This window comes from Pseudomonas sp. BJP69 (assembly GCF_007633355.1).
Classification (GTDB): Bacteria; Pseudomonadota; Gammaproteobacteria; order Pseudomonadales; family Pseudomonadaceae; genus Aquipseudomonas; species Aquipseudomonas juntendi.
Genome location: NZ_CP041933.1, coordinates 4,549,826 through 4,564,110 on the forward strand (window position 1 = coordinate 4,549,826; position 14,285 = coordinate 4,564,110).

The 14,285-nt window shown below is 63.1% G+C and carries 10 protein-coding genes; all 10 read left to right on the top strand.

The window, feature by feature from the left end:
- The first annotated feature begins 305 nt into the window (after positions 1–305).
- Complete coding sequence (locus tag FPB55_RS21320; RefSeq protein ID WP_009684459.1) at positions 306–1,622, top strand: UDP-glucose/GDP-mannose dehydrogenase family protein; 1,317 nt, start codon at positions 306–308, stop codon at positions 1,620–1,622.
- Positions 1,623–1,695: 73 nt separating this feature from the next.
- Positions 1,696–3,177, top strand: coding sequence for a glycosyltransferase family 2 protein (locus FPB55_RS21325; RefSeq protein WP_144189225.1), 1,482 nt, complete (start codon positions 1,696–1,698; stop codon positions 3,175–3,177).
- Positions 3,178–3,213: 36 nt separating this feature from the next.
- Complete coding sequence (locus tag FPB55_RS21330; RefSeq protein WP_054905662.1) at positions 3,214–4,380, top strand: PilZ domain-containing protein; 1,167 nt, start codon at positions 3,214–3,216, stop codon at positions 4,378–4,380.
- Between the two features lie 12 nt (positions 4,381–4,392).
- Positions 4,393–5,838, top strand: coding sequence for an alginate biosynthesis TPR repeat lipoprotein AlgK (algK, locus tag FPB55_RS21335; RefSeq protein WP_144189227.1), 1,446 nt, complete (start codon positions 4,393–4,395; stop codon positions 5,836–5,838).
- A complete protein-coding gene (locus tag FPB55_RS21340) occupies positions 5,835–7,313 on the top strand; it encodes an alginate export family protein (protein WP_054905664.1) in 1,479 nt (492 codons plus the stop codon). Before algK ends, FPB55_RS21340 begins: the two co-directional genes overlap by 4 nt.
- 16 nt (positions 7,314–7,329) lie before the next feature.
- A complete protein-coding gene (algG, locus tag FPB55_RS21345) occupies positions 7,330–8,889 on the top strand; it encodes a mannuronan 5-epimerase AlgG (RefSeq protein ID WP_144189229.1) in 1,560 nt (519 codons plus the stop codon).
- A gap of 13 nt (positions 8,890–8,902) precedes the next feature.
- Complete coding sequence (locus FPB55_RS21350; RefSeq protein ID WP_125854461.1) at positions 8,903–10,345, top strand: alginate O-acetyltransferase; 1,443 nt, start codon at positions 8,903–8,905, stop codon at positions 10,343–10,345.
- A gap of 7 nt (positions 10,346–10,352) precedes the next feature.
- Positions 10,353–11,456, top strand: coding sequence for a mannuronate-specific alginate lyase (locus FPB55_RS21355; RefSeq protein ID WP_144189231.1), 1,104 nt, complete (start codon positions 10,353–10,355; stop codon positions 11,454–11,456).
- 197 nt (positions 11,457–11,653) lie between these two features.
- On the top strand, positions 11,654–13,111 hold the full coding sequence (locus FPB55_RS21365; RefSeq protein ID WP_009684468.1) for an MBOAT family protein: 1,458 nt from the start codon (positions 11,654–11,656) through the stop codon (positions 13,109–13,111).
- A 10-nt stretch (positions 13,112–13,121) separates the two neighbouring features.
- Positions 13,122–14,279 (top strand): alginate O-acetyltransferase, encoded by a 1,158-nt coding sequence (locus FPB55_RS21370; RefSeq protein ID WP_144189233.1) that lies wholly within the window; start codon positions 13,122–13,124, stop codon positions 14,277–14,279.
- Positions 14,280–14,285: the final 6 nt, after the last annotated feature.

Sequence of the window (14,285 nt, forward strand, 5' to 3'; positions counted from 1 at the left end):
GCGTCCCGTACAACTCGTCCTAGTGGTTGATTTCAAAGGATTTATCCCACTTGAAAAACAAGCACAGCAAAGCGCCGAGTAGCGCCTTGCAATAACGACGGCTGCATGACAGGGCACGTTTTTACTACTTGGCTTTTAAATGCCTAATTTGAGTGCATAACTTTTCGTGCACTCCGGACTTATGTTGCCTGCGCTCGGTGAAGTGTGCATTCGCCATGAACCCGTGCGCCTGAAAACTGCTGTTAATCAACCCAGCCCGGCACTCCACGGAGGCGTCGGCGTGATAAACACATGAGGTGATAGCGATGCGTATCAGCATCTTTGGTTTGGGTTATGTGGGTGCAGTCTGTGCAGGCTGCCTGACGGCGCGTGGCCATGAAGTAATCGGTGTGGACGTGTCCAGCACCAAGATCGACCTGATCAACCAGGGCAAGTCGCCGATCGTCGAACCTGGCCTGGAAGCACTGTTGCAACAAGGCATCGCCAATGGTCGCCTGCGCGGCACCACCGACTTCGCCGAGGCCATTCGCGCCAGCGATGTATCGATGATCTGTGTGGGCACCCCCAGCAAGAAAAACGGTGACCTGGGCCTGGAATACATCGAGTCGGTGTGCCGGGAAATCGGCTATGTGCTGCGCGACACCACGCGCCGCCATACCATCGTGGTGCGCAGCACTGTGTTGCCAGGCACCGTCAAGAACGTGGTGATCCCGATCCTCGAAGATTGCTCGGGCAAAAAGGCCGGCGTTGACTTCGGCGTCGCGGTGAACCCGGAATTCCTGCGTGAAAGCACTGCAATCAAGGACTACGACCAGCCACCGATGACCGTCATCGGCGAACTGGACAGCGCCAGCGGCGACATCCTCCAGGCGCTGTACGAAGAACTCGACGCCCCGGTCATCCGCAAGCCGATCGAAGTGGCCGAGATGATCAAATACACCTGCAACGTGTGGCATGCCACCAAGGTCACCTTCGCGAACGAGATCGGCAACATCGCCAAGGCTGTCGGTGTGGATGGCCGTGAAGTGATGGACGTGGTCTGCCAGGACAAGGTGCTCAACCTGTCGCAGTACTACATGCGCCCCGGCTTTGCCTTCGGCGGCTCGTGCCTGCCGAAGGACGTGCGCGCCCTGACCTACCGTGCCGCCAGCCTGGACGTGCGTGCCCCGCTGCTCGACTCGCTGATGCGCAGTAACGAGTCGCAGGTGCAAAACGCCTTCGAACTGATCGAAGCCCACGACAAACGCAAGGTCGCGCTGCTTGGCCTGAGCTTCAAAGCCGGCACCGACGACCTGCGCGAAAGCCCACTGGTGGAGCTGGCCGAACGCCTGATCGGCAAGGGCTACCAACTGGATATCTACGACGAGAACGTCGAATACGCCCGCGTTCATGGAGCCAACAAAGACTACATCGAATCGAAGATCCCGCACGTATCGTCGCTGCTTAACGGTGACTTCCACAAGGTCATCGACAACGCCGACATCATCGTTCTGGGCAACCGTGACGAGCAGTTCCGTGCCCTTGCCCAGCAAGTACCGGCCGGCAAACAAGTAATCGACCTGGTCGGCTTCATGAGTGAACCGACCAGCGCAGCCAGCCGCACCGAAGGCATCTGCTGGTAAGCCCTGGGCCAGGCGGCGCAAGGCTCCCCACTTGCGCTGCCGCCCTTTCCCGAATTTTCCACGGATGCTGAACATGCAAAGGCTCCAGACAGTGCTGTTGCAGTGCGCCGGTTGGCTGCTCTACATGAGCCTGCTCATGCTGATCGCCCTGGCCCTGCCAGCCGATATCTTCGACTCGCAATCGAAGCACTTCATCTTCCTGGTCGGCGCCGTCGGCATCTGGCGCTACTCGATGGGCGCCACCCATTTCATCCGCGGCATGATCTTCCTCTACGGTGTGTACCCCTACCTGCGCCGCAAGGTGCAGAAAATGAGCAGCGCCGCCGACCCGTCGCACGTGTACCTGATGGTCACCAGCTTCCGCATCGAAGCATTGACCACCGCTCAGGTGTACAGCTCGGTGATCCGCGAGGCGATCAACTGCGGTTTCCCCACCACCGTGGTCTGCTCGCTGGTGGAAATGTCCGATGAATTGCTGGTGAAGAGCCTGTGGGCCAAGTACAACCCGCCGGCCCACGTGAAGCTGGACATCGTCCGTATCGCCGGTACTGGCAAGCGCGATGGCCTGGCCTACGGCTTCCGTGCCATCTCCCGCATGCTGCCGGACGAAAACGCCGTGGTGGCGGTGATCGACGGTGACACCGTGCTGGCCGATGGCGTGGTGCGCAAGACCGTACCGTGGTTCAAGCTGTACCCCAATGTCGGCGGCCTGACCACCAACGAGTTCTGCGAAGTACGTGGCGGCTACATCATGAGCGAATGGCACAAGCTGCGCTTCGCCCAGCGCCACATCAACATGTGCTCGATGGCCCTGTCCAAGCGCGTACTCACCATGACCGGGCGCATGTCGATGTTCCGCGCCAGCGTGGTCACCAACCCCGAGTTCATTGCCGACGTCGAAAGCGACTCGCTGATGCACTGGCGCCTGGGCCGCTTCAAGTTCCTGACCGGTGACGACAAGTCCAGCTGGTTCAGCCTGATGCGCCTGGGCTACGACACCTTCTACGTGCCGGACGCTGCCATCAACACGGTCGAGCACCCGCCGGAGAAAAGCTTCTTCAAGGCCAGCCGCAAGCTGATGTACCGCTGGTACGGCAACAACCTGCGGCAGAACTCCCGTGCGCTGGGCCTGGGCCTGCGGCGCCTGGGGCTGTTCACCAGCATCGTGCTGTTCGACCAGCGCGTATCGATGTGGACCAGCCTGCTGGGCCTGACCGTGGCGGTGATCGCCAGCCTCAAGTTCGGCCTGGCATACCTGCTGGTGTACCTGCTGTGGATCGGCATTACCCGCCTGATCCTCACCGTGATGCTGCTGTGCTCTGGCCACAACGTCGGCCCGGCCTACCCGCTGATCCTCTATTACAACCAGATCATCGGCGCGCTGATGAAGATCTACGTGTTCTTCCGCCTCGACAAACAGTCGTGGACGCGTCAGCCCACTGCCCTCAAGCGTGACCTCGCCAGCTTTCAACAATGGTTCAACACCTGGTCCTCGCGGACCATGACCTTCTCGGCGGCCAGCATCTTCGTTGCTGTGCTGTTCATGGTCGTGTGAGCCCAACCCGGATCGGATCTAACAGGAACAAACCCCATGAATACCGCCGTGAATGTCAACGTCGTGCATGAGTCCGAAGCCCAGCGCCAGCACGCCCGGGTACGCATACCCGCCAAGCTGCGCTTCATCGACGCCCAGCGCCAGGCCCACGATGTGAAGGTCGACGACCTTTCCGCCGGAGGCTTGAGCTTCCACACCAAGCAGCAACTGGCGGTGGGCGATGCGTTGCGTGGGCGGTTGATGTTCACGGTCGACAACCTCGGCCTGTCGATGGACATCGAATTCCAGGTGCGCTCGTACCACCCCGACAGCGGGCGTACCGGTGCGCAATTCCAGAACCTGGAGCCACGCGACATCGCCACCCTGCGCCATATCATCACCTCGCACCTGTCGGGTGAGCTGATCACTGCCGGCGACGTGCTCAGCACCCTGCAACGCGACAACTTCACCAAGGCGCGCAAGCAGAAGGACGGCGGCAGTGGCCTGAGCCCCTTCGGCCGGCTCAAGGCCGTTACCGTCACCCTCGGTGTGTTCGTGGTCGGCATCGCCGCCTTCGGTTTCGTCGCCAAGTCGTTGTACGGCATGTACTTCATCAGCCATGCCGAAGCCGGTGTGGTCGCAGTACCCACCACCAATGTCACCATGCCGCGCGACGGCACCGTGAACAGCCTGGTGGAGAGCGGTGGGCAGGTGGCCAAGGGCGCGCCACTGGCCAGCTTCACCACCAGCATGCTGGACATGCTCAAGGGCAACCTCGACGACACGCAACTGGAACCGGCGAAGATCGAGGAACTGTTCGGCAAGCAACTCTCCGGCACCCTCACCAGCCCCTGCGATTGCGTGGTCGCCCGCCAGTTGGTGGACGACGGCCAGTACGCGGCCAAGGGCCAGCCGATCTTCCAGCTGATTCCGCGTACCACCAACCCGATGGTCGAGGCGCGTTTCAGCTACCGCCAGTTCGATGAGGTCAAGCCAGGCACCCGGGTCAATTTCCAGGTCGCCGGCGAAGACGAAGTGCGTACCGGCCAGATCGTCAGTAGCGCCAGCCTCAACAGCGAAGACCTGGCCTCCGACATCCGTGTGCAGATCAAGCCCGATAGCGGCCTGCCTGCCGAGCTGGCCGGCCGCCCGGCGGCAGTCAACAGCGACCGTGGCCCGTCGCTGAACTGGCTGATCGACAAAGCCGCGGCCCGTGGGCTGTAAGAGGATCGGACGATGATCGCTGATACCAACACCTGCCCCCACAGGTTCCGTGTGAATCTGGGTCTGTGTGGCCTGGCCATGGCCATCACCTTGGCCGGCTGCGCCGGCCTGCCCGACCAGCGCCTGGCCAACGAAGCCCTGAAGCGCGGTGACACGGCATTGGCCGAACGCAACTACAAGGCCCTGGCCGACCTGGGCTACAGCGATGCGCAAGTGGGCCTGGCCGACATCAAGGTGGCCAGCCGCGACCCGGCGCAAATCAAGGAGGCCGAGGCCACCTACCGCGCTGCCGCTGCGTCCTCGTCGCGCGCCCAGGCCCGCCTTGGCCGCCTGCTGGTGGCCAAGCCCGACAGCACCCAGGCCGAGCGTGAAGAAGCCGAAACGCTGCTGAAACTCGCCGCCCGCCAGGGTGAAGGCAACACCCTGATCCCGCTGGCGATGCTGTACCTGAGCTACCCGCAAAGCTTCCCCAAGGTCAACGCGCAGCAGCAGATCGACCAGTGGCGCGCCACCGGCAACCCGGAAGCGGGCCTGGCCCAGGTGCTGCTGTATCGCACCCAGGGCAGCTACGACCAGCACCTGGACGACGTGGAGAAAATCTGCAAGGCCGCCCTGAGCGCCACCGACATGTGCTACGTCGAACTGGCCACCGTGTACCAGAAGCGCGGCCAGACCGACCAGCAGGCCGCCCTGCTCGGCCAGCTGCAGGCGGCCTACGCCCGTGGTGCCGTGCCAGCCAGCCGGGTCGACAGCGTGGCCCGGGTGCTGGCCGATAGCAGCCTTGGCCAGACCGATGAAAAAACTGCCAAGGACTTGCTCGAACAGGTGGCACCGGCCAACCCGGCGTCGTGGGTCAGCCTGGCGCAATTGCTGTACGAGTTCCCCGAACTGGGCGACACCGACCAGTTGCTGGCCTACATCGACAAGGGTCGCGAAGCCGAGCTGCCACGTGCCGAACTGCTGCTGGGCCGCCTGTACTACGAAGGCAAGACCGTACCGGCCGACGCCAAGAAAGCCGAACGCCACCTGCAGGCGGCCGCCGACGCTGGCGAAACCAGCGCCCATTACTACCTGGGCCAGCTGTACCGCCGTGGTTACCTGGGCAACGTCGAGCCGCAAAAGGCTGTCGACAACCTGCTGGCCGCCGCCCGCGGCGGGCAGATCAGCGCCGACTATGCCTTGGCCCAGTTGTTCAGCGAAGGCCATGGCATTCGCCCGCAACCGGGCAATGCCTGGGTGTTCGCCCAGCTGGCACAAGCCAACCCCACGCCGCAGGCGGCAGAAATGCTGCAACGGCTCGAGCCGCAACTGACCCCGGACCAGCGCCACCAGGCCGAGCAACTGCTGGCTCAGGAAAAGCAGGCCCGCGGCAGCATGAGCCAAGGCGCCAACAGCACCCTGGCCACCGAAGCCCTGCAAGACGACGAACCAGAAGTAGACGGTGAGGACTCGCTATGACGCTCAATCCCTTCGTGAAAGCCGGCATCGGCCTGAGCTTCGCCCTGCTGTGGTCCTGCCCGACCCTGGCGGAAATGACCGCTGAGAAAAATTTCGGCCTGGACGTGAAAATCACCGGCCAATCCGAAGACGACCGTGACCTGGGTACCCGCCCCGGCGGCGACGTCAACGGCCTGGGCCTGGACCTGCGCCCATGGGTGTACGGCGAGCGCGGCAACTGGAGCGCCTACGCCATGGGCCAGGCGGTCGCAGCCACCGACACCATCGAAACCGACACCCTGCGCCAGAACGACGACGGCACCACCACCGACACCGGTGACGACAGCCGCAAGCCAGACAAAAGCTACCTGGCCATGCGCGAATTCTGGGTCGGCTACAGCGGCCTCACCGCCTACCCTGGCGAGCAACTGCGCCTGGGTCGCCAGCGCCTGCGCAGCGATGACGGCATGTGGCGCGACACCAACATCGAGGCGCTGAACTGGACCTTCGACACCACCTTGCTCAAGGCCGACCTGGGCGTGGCCCAGCGCTTCAGCGAATACCGTACCGACCTCACCGAGCTGGCGCCCGAGGACAAGGACCGTACGCACGTCTACGGCAACATCGCCACGCAATGGACGCCCGGCCACTGGGTTGGCCTGCGCGCCCACCACACCCATGACAGCGGCAGCCTGAACCAACCCGGGGAAACCGTCGATGCACTGGACAAGACCCGCACCGGCGACCTCACCTGGCTGGGCCTCGAGGCCAACAGCGACGCCTACAACTGGCGCAATGACCACACCGTCAACTACTGGGGCAGCGTCACCTGGCTGACCGGCGACCGCGACAAGCTCACCACCCAACAGGTGGGTGACGATCAGGTGGCCACCGGCAAGCAGAGCGGCAACGTCAATGCCTGGGCCACCGACCTGGGTATCCGCCTGCGCCTCGACCCGCAATGGCAGGTGGGTGCAGCCTACGCCCGCGGCAGCGGCGGCGGCGGTGACGATGGTTCGAACAACTTCGAGCAGACCGGGCTGGAAAGCAACCGCTCCAACTTCACCGGCACCCGCTCGCGGGTACACCGCTTCGGTGAGGCCTTCCGCGGCGAGCTGGGCAACCTGCAGGCGGCCACGCTGTTCGCATCGTGGCAACTGCGCGACGACTATGACGCCAGCCTGATCTACCACAAGTTCTGGCGCGTCGATGGCAACCAGAACATCGGCTCCAGCGGCATCAACGCCGTGGTCGACGACAACGGTGTGAACCGCCAACTGGTCGACGGTGAAAAAGACCTTGGCCAGGAGATGGACGTGGTCGTGACCAAGTACTTCAAGCAAGGCCTGCTGCCCGCGTCCATGAGCCAGGCAATCGACGAGCCGTCTGCCCTGGTACGCCTGCGCGCGGGTGTATTCAAGCCGGGCGACGCCTATGGCAAGGAAGCGGACTCGTACATGCACCGCGCCTTCGTCGACGTGATCTGGCGCTTCTGAGGCCGGGAGAAACCTGATGAACCTTCACCCGCACCTACGTCACAGCCTGTTGGCCAGCGCCTTGTTGCTGGCCTCGGGCCTGGCCGTCGCCGCAGAGCCCAAGGTCATTGCCAAGGAGCTGCAGCAGGCCAAGACCTACACCGTGGCCAGCGCGCCGATCGAGCCCCTGCACATGGACCCGCCCAAGCTGCCCGACCTGAGCGGCTACACCGCCCAGGCTGTGCAGAAGAAGATCGACCGCAGCCACAAGGGCAAGGTCAGCCTGCGCCGCATGTTCCAGGAAGACACCCTCAAGGAATTTGTCGGCGGCGACAACAAGGCGGCCGAGTGGGTCCAGCGCCAGCACGGTATTCCGCAGGCGATCTTCATCGATGACGGCCATGTCGACCTCGTCGAGCTGAGCAAGCAGGTGCCGCGACAGTACCTGCGCGAAGTCGAGCCCGGCGTGTACCTGGCGCGCCTGCCGATCGTGGTCGGCCGCAAGGGCATCCTCGAGATCGATGGCAAGGTCAAGCAACTGCGCCTGTCCCAGGAGGGCGGCGCGTTCCTGGTCAACGACGGCAAGCTGTTCGTCACCGACACCCAGGTGACCGGCTGGCGGGAGAAAGACAACGGCCCGGCGACCTTCCGCTCGCCCAAGGAATTCCGCCCATTCCTGCTCTCGTGGGGCGGTACCGAAACCTACATCGTCAATACCAAGATGGCCAGTTTCGGCTATGCCAAGTCCAAGTCGTACGGCGTGAGCATTTCGCAGTACACCCCGAACATGGCCAAGCGCATGGGCCGCCCGGAACCCACCGGCTGGATCATCGGTTCGCAGTTCAGCGACATGTGGTACGGCTTCTACTGCTACGAAACCCAGAACTTCGTGGTCAAGGACAATACCTACAACGACAACATCGTCTATGGCATCGACCCGCACGACCGCTCGCACCGCCTGATCATCGCCGGCAACACGGTCTACGGCACCAAGAAGAAGCACGGCATCATCATTTCGCGTGAGGTCAACGACAGCTGGATCATCAACAACAAGAGCTACGACAACAAGCTCTCCGGCGTGGTGATCGACCGTAACAGCGTCAACAATCTGGTGGCCTACAACGAGATCTACCGCAACCACACCGACGGCATCACCCTGTACGAAAGCGGCGACAACCTGATCTGGGGCAACAAGCTGATCAACAACCGCCGCCACGGCATACGCGTACGTAACAGCGTGAACATCCGCCTGTACGAGAACGTGGCCATGGCCAACGGCCTGGTAGGCGTATACGGCCACATCAAGGACTTGTCCGACACCGACCGCGACATCGCCCTCGACCCGTTCGACACCAAGGTGTCGCTGATCGTGGTGGGCGGCGAACTGGCGGCCAACGGCTCGGGCCCGCTGTCGATCGACTCGCCGCTGTCGGTCGAGCTGTACAAGGTATCCATGCTCGCCCCGCGCAAGGCCAGCGGCATCAGCCTCAACGGCGTGCTGGGCGAGCGCCAGGACGAAATCCTCGACCTGCTGGTCCGCCAGCAGAAGGCTGTGCTGATCGACCCGGTCGAGCGCCAGACCGAAATGATCGATTAAGGAAGCCTAGACCATGACTCCACACCTGATGAAACTGCTGGGCCTGTCCGCTGCCCTTCTGGCAATCAGCCAAGGCGTGCGCGCCGATGAAGTCAAGGCCCCGACCTTCACGGCCGAACCCTGCTGCCAGCTGTGCCCCGAAGCGCACGATGCCAGCCGCTACACCACCCGCTACCAGCAGAACTTCACCACCCTGGTGCAAGCCAAGGGCGACTGGCTGTTCCGAACACGCGAAGACTTGCGCACCGAGTTCAGCACCACGCCGGCCGGCTACAAGCGCCTGCAACAAGTGCACGACGCGTTCAAGAAGCGTGGCGTGGAGCTGGTGATGGTGTACCAGCCCACCCGTGGCCTGGTGAACCGCAACATGCTCAACCCGGCCGAGAAAGCTGCGTTCAACTACCAGAAGGCACTGGGCAACTACCAGGCCATGCTCAAGCGCTTCGCCAGCATGGGCTACAACGTGCCCGACCTGTCGCCGCTGACCAACGAACAACTGGCCGCCGCCGACCAGGGCAAGGACTTCTACTTCCGCGGTGACCAGCACTGGACACCGTACGGTGCCCAGCGCGCCGCCAGGATCGTCGCCGACACCGTGCACAAGATGCCGGCTTTCGCGGGCATCCCGCGCAAGGAATTCGAAACCAAGAAATCTGGCCGCATGGGCAAGACGGGCACCCTGCACAACGTGGCCGGCCAACTGTGTGGCACCAGCTATGCGATCCAGTACATGGACCAGTTCGCCACCGAGCCGAAAGGTTCCAGCGGCGGCGGCGACGACCTGTTCGGCGACAGCGGCAACGCACAGATCACCTTGGTCGGCACCAGCCACAGCGGCAAGAACTACAACTTTTCCGGTTTCCTCGAGCAGTACATCGGCGCCGATGTGCTCAACGTCGCCTTCCCCGGCGGTGGCCTGGAAGGCTCGATGATCCAGTACCTGGGCAGCGAGGAATTCCGCAAGAACCCGCCCAAGATCCTGATCTGGGAGTTCTCGCCGCTGTACCGCCTGGACCAGGAAACCATCTGGCGGCAAATCCTTGGCCTGCTCGACGATGGCTGCAATGACCGCCCGGCGCTGATGAGCGCCAGCACCACGCTCAAGCCCGGCAACAACGAGCTGATGGTCAACGGCAAGGGCGGCGTAGTGAAACAGCTGATCAACCGCAACCTGCAGATGGATGTCAGGTTCGACGACCCATCGGTGAAGGTGCTGCAAGCCACCCTGTGGTACCTCAACGGCCGCCACGAAGACATCAAGCTGGAAAAACCGGAAACCTCCGACACCGACGGCCGCTTTGTCTTCCAGATGCGCGAGGACGAGGACTGGGCCGACCAGAGCCTGCTGGCGTTCGAGGTGCAAGGCCCGGAAAGCGGCACCCAGAAAGTCGAGGCCAAACTCTGCAAACGCAACAACTTCGCCGTGCCTGCGCAAACCGCGCAAGCCGGCCAGTGAGGCGACCATGACCGTATTCAAGCAAATCTTTCGCCCTGCCCTGCTCGCCATGGCGCTGTTCGGCAGCGCCGCGCACGCTGCGCTGGTGCCACCCCAAGGCTATTACGAGGGCATCGAGAAACCCAAAACGGGCGACGGCAATTTCCGCTGCGAGCCGGCACCAAAACCCTACACCGGTGCGCTGCAATTCCGCAGTAAGTACGAAGGCTCCGACAAGGCCCGTGCCACGCTCAATGTCGCCTCGGAAAAGGCCTTTCGCAAGTCGACCGAAGACATCACCACGCTGGAAAAGGGCGTGAGCAAGATGGTCGGCCAATACATGCGTGATGGCCGCCCGGCGCAACTCGACTGCACCTTGGCCTGGCTGGGGACCTGGGCGCGGGCCAATGCGCTGCTGTCCACCGACTACAACCACACCGGCAAGTCGATGCGCAAATGGGCCCTGGGCAGCATGAGCGGCTCGTGGCTGCGCCTGAAGTTCTCCACTGCCCAGCCGCTGGCCGCGCACCAGGCCGAGGCCAAGCTGATCGAGAAATGGCTGGACCGCCTGGCCGAGCAGACCGTGCAGGACTGGAGCAACCTGCCGCTGGAGAAGATCAATAACCACAGCTACTGGGCCGCCTGGTCGGTGATGGCCACCGCCGTGGCCACCGACCGCCGCGACCTGTTCGACTGGGCGGTGAAGGAATTCAAGGTAGGTGCCAACCAGGTCGACGAGCAAGGTTTCCTGCCCAACGAAGTCAGGCGCAAGCAACGTGCCCTGGCCTATCACAACTACGCCCTGCCGCCGCTGGCGATGATTGCCAGCTTCGCCCAGGCCAACGGCGTGGACCTGCGCAGCGAAAACAACTTTGCCCTGCAGCGCTTGGGCGAAGGTGTGCTCTACGGCGCCCGCGACCCCCGTCACTTCGCCGAACGAGCCGGTGAGAAGCAGGACATGAAAGACCTCAAGGTCGACAACAAGTACGCCTGGCTCGAGCCTTGGTGCGCGCTGTACCACTGCGTCGGCGACACGCTGGAGCGCAAGCACGGGATGCAGCCGTTCAACAGCTTCCGGCTGGGCGGCGATGTGACCCGGGTCTATGACCCGAGCGCAGCAAGCAAGAAGTGAACTGACTCCCATTGTGGGGTCGGTACCTGTGGGAGCGGGCATGCCCGCGAAGAAGCCACCGCGGTGCATGGCAAGGGCTTCGCCCTTGTTCGCGGGCATGCCCGCTCCCACAGGGATCTAAGTTGCCCTCCAGCTTTTTGCTGGGGGGTTTGGGGGGCGCTGTGCCCCGGATGCTGTGAACAATAAGGAGAACCGGGATGGTCTTCTCGTCCAACGTGTTCCTGTTCCTGTTCTTGCCGATATTCCTCGGCCTGTATTACTTGAGCGGGCAACGTTATCGCAACCTGCTGCTGCTGGTCGCCAGCTACATCTTCTATGCCTGGTGGCGGGTGGACTTCCTGGCTTTGTTCGCCGGGGTCACCCTGTGGAACTACTGGATCGGCCTGAAAGTAGGTGCCGCCGGCGTGCGCACCAAGCCGGCACAGCGCTGGCTGCTGCTGGGGGTCGGTGTCGACCTGGCCATTCTCGGCTACTTCAAGTACGCCAACTTCGGTGTCGACAGCCTGAATGCGATCATCACCTCGTTTGGCCTGGAGCCCTTCATCCTCACCCACGTGCTGCTGCCGATCGGTATCTCGTTCTACATCTTCGAGTCGATCAGCTACATCATCGACGTGTACCGCGGCGACACCCCGGCCACGCGCAACCTGATCGACTTCGCCGCGTTCGTGGCGATCTTCCCGCACCTGATCGCCGGCCCCGTGCTGCGTTTCAAGGACCTGGTCGACCAGTTCAACAACCGCACCCATACCCTGGACAAGTTCTCCGAAGGCTGCACCCGCTTCATGCAGGGTTTCATCAAGAAGGTGTTCATCGCCGACACCCTGGCAGTGGTCGCCGACCACTGCTTCGCCCTGCAGAACCCGACCACCGGGGATGCCTGGCTCGGCGCCCTGGCCTACACCGCGCAGTTGTACTTCGACTTCAGCGGCTACAGCGACATGGCCATCGGCCTGGGGCTGATGATGGGCTTCCGCTTCATGGAAAACTTCAAGCAGCCATACATCAGCCAGTCCATCACCGAGTTCTGGCGGCGCTGGCACATCAGCCTGTCGACCTGGCTGCGCGACTACCTGTACATCACCCTGGGCGGTAACCGCAAAGGCACCTTCAACACTTACCGCAACCTGTTCCTGACCATGCTGCTGGGCGGCCTGTGGCATGGCGCCAACTTCACCTACATCATCTGGGGCGCCTGGCACGGCATGTGGCTGGCGATCGAGCGGGCGCTGGGCATCGACACCAACCCGCAGCGTTTCAACCCGGTGAAATGGGCCTTCACCTTCCTGCTGGTGGTGGTCGGCTGGGTGATCTTCCGCGCCGAAAACCTGCACGTCGCCGCACGCATGTATGGCGCCATGTTCAGCTTCGGCGACTGGCAACTGTCGGAACTCAACCGTGCCCAGCTCACCGGCCTGCAGGTCGCCACCCTGGTGATCGCCTATCTCACCCTGGCGTTCTTCGGCCTGCGCGACTTCTACCGCAACGCCAAACCCACGCCCAAGGCCACCCCGGTGCAGGTCAACAGTGACGGTTCGCTGGGCCTGGACTGGACCCGGGTCATGACCCGCGCGCTGGTGTTGCTGCTGTTCGTGGCCTCGATCCTCAAGCTTTCGGCGCAGAGCTACTCGCCGTTCCTCTACTTCCAGTTCTGAGGTGGCTGACATGACCCGAACGTTACGCATTACCTATTCGCTGTCCTTCATCGGCCTGTTGGTGGGCATGGGCGTCTGGTCCACCGGTGGGCTGGAAAGTTTCCAGCGCACCGAGCAGATGACCCTGCTCAACGGCAAACTGGCCAAGGCAGCCGAAATCCATTACGACGACCAGTTCCCGATCAAGCGCCTGGGCACCAACCTGTGGGCGGCGATGGACTTCAAGCTGTTCCACGAAGGCCGCCCTGGCGTGGTGCTGGGCCGCGACCAGTGGTTGTTCAGTGACGAAGAGTTCAAGCCCACCGCCGGTGCCGAACAACTGATGCAAGAGAACCTGGCGCTGATCCGCGGTGTACGCGACACCCTGCAGCAGCACGGCGTGCACCTGGTGCTGGCGATCGTCCCGGCCAAGGCGCGGGTGTACGCCGAATACATCGGCAAGCAACAACCGGCCAGCTTGCATGACGACCTGTATAACCAGTTTCACGCCCAGGCACGCCAGGCCAACGTGTTTGCGCCCGAGCTGATGGGCCCACTGGCACAGGCCAAGGCCCGCGGCCAGGTGTTCCTGCGTACCGACACCCACTGGACGCCGATGGGCGCCGAAGTGGCGGCGCAGGCGCTGGCTGACGCCGTGCGCCGGCAGAACCTGCTCGACGGCGCCCCGCAGGCCTTCATCACCGAAGCAGGCAGCACCGCCCCGTACAAAGGTGACCTGACCAACTTCCTGCCACTGGACCCTTTGTTCAGCAACCTGCTGCCCGCCCCGGACAGCCTGCAACAGCGTACCACCCGGGCCGCCGAGGCCGAGGGTGACGGCGCGGACGCGCTGTTCGCCGACAGCCGCATACCGGTGGCACTGGTTGGTACCAGCTACAGCGCCAACCCGCACTGGAACTTCCTTGGCGCCCTGCAGCAGGCGCTGCGCAGCGACGTGGCCAATTACGCCGAGGACGGCCACGGCCCGTTGGTGCCCATGCTCAAGTACCTGCAAAGCGATGCCTTCAAGAACGCCGCGCCACAAGTGGTGGTGTGGGAATTCCCAGAACGATATCTGCCAATGAAGAACGACCTCAGCAGCTTCGACCCGCACTGGGTCGCGCAGCTGAAGAACGCCCGTAAATCCGAAGAAAACCTGGCCTTGTCGTCCACCCGGACGAACCACTGACTGAAG

Coding starts and splice junctions, on each gene's coding strand:
- FPB55_RS21365 (WP_009684468.1), top strand. CDS start 11,654: ATGGTCTTCTCGTCCAACGTGTTCCTGTTCCTGTTCTTGCCGATATTC.
- FPB55_RS21370 (WP_144189233.1), top strand. CDS start 13,122: ATGACCCGAACGTTACGCATTACCTATTCGCTGTCCTTCATCGGCCTG.
- algG (WP_144189229.1), top strand. CDS start 7,330: ATGAACCTTCACCCGCACCTACGTCACAGCCTGTTGGCCAGCGCCTTG.
- FPB55_RS21350 (WP_125854461.1), top strand. CDS start 8,903: ATGACTCCACACCTGATGAAACTGCTGGGCCTGTCCGCTGCCCTTCTG.
- FPB55_RS21355 (WP_144189231.1), top strand. CDS start 10,353: ATGACCGTATTCAAGCAAATCTTTCGCCCTGCCCTGCTCGCCATGGCG.
- FPB55_RS21330 (WP_054905662.1), top strand. CDS start 3,214: ATGAATACCGCCGTGAATGTCAACGTCGTGCATGAGTCCGAAGCCCAG.
- FPB55_RS21340 (WP_054905664.1), top strand. CDS start 5,835: ATGACGCTCAATCCCTTCGTGAAAGCCGGCATCGGCCTGAGCTTCGCC.
- algK (WP_144189227.1), top strand. CDS start 4,393: ATGATCGCTGATACCAACACCTGCCCCCACAGGTTCCGTGTGAATCTG.
- FPB55_RS21325 (WP_144189225.1), top strand. CDS start 1,696: ATGCAAAGGCTCCAGACAGTGCTGTTGCAGTGCGCCGGTTGGCTGCTC.
- FPB55_RS21320 (WP_009684459.1), top strand. CDS start 306: ATGCGTATCAGCATCTTTGGTTTGGGTTATGTGGGTGCAGTCTGTGCA.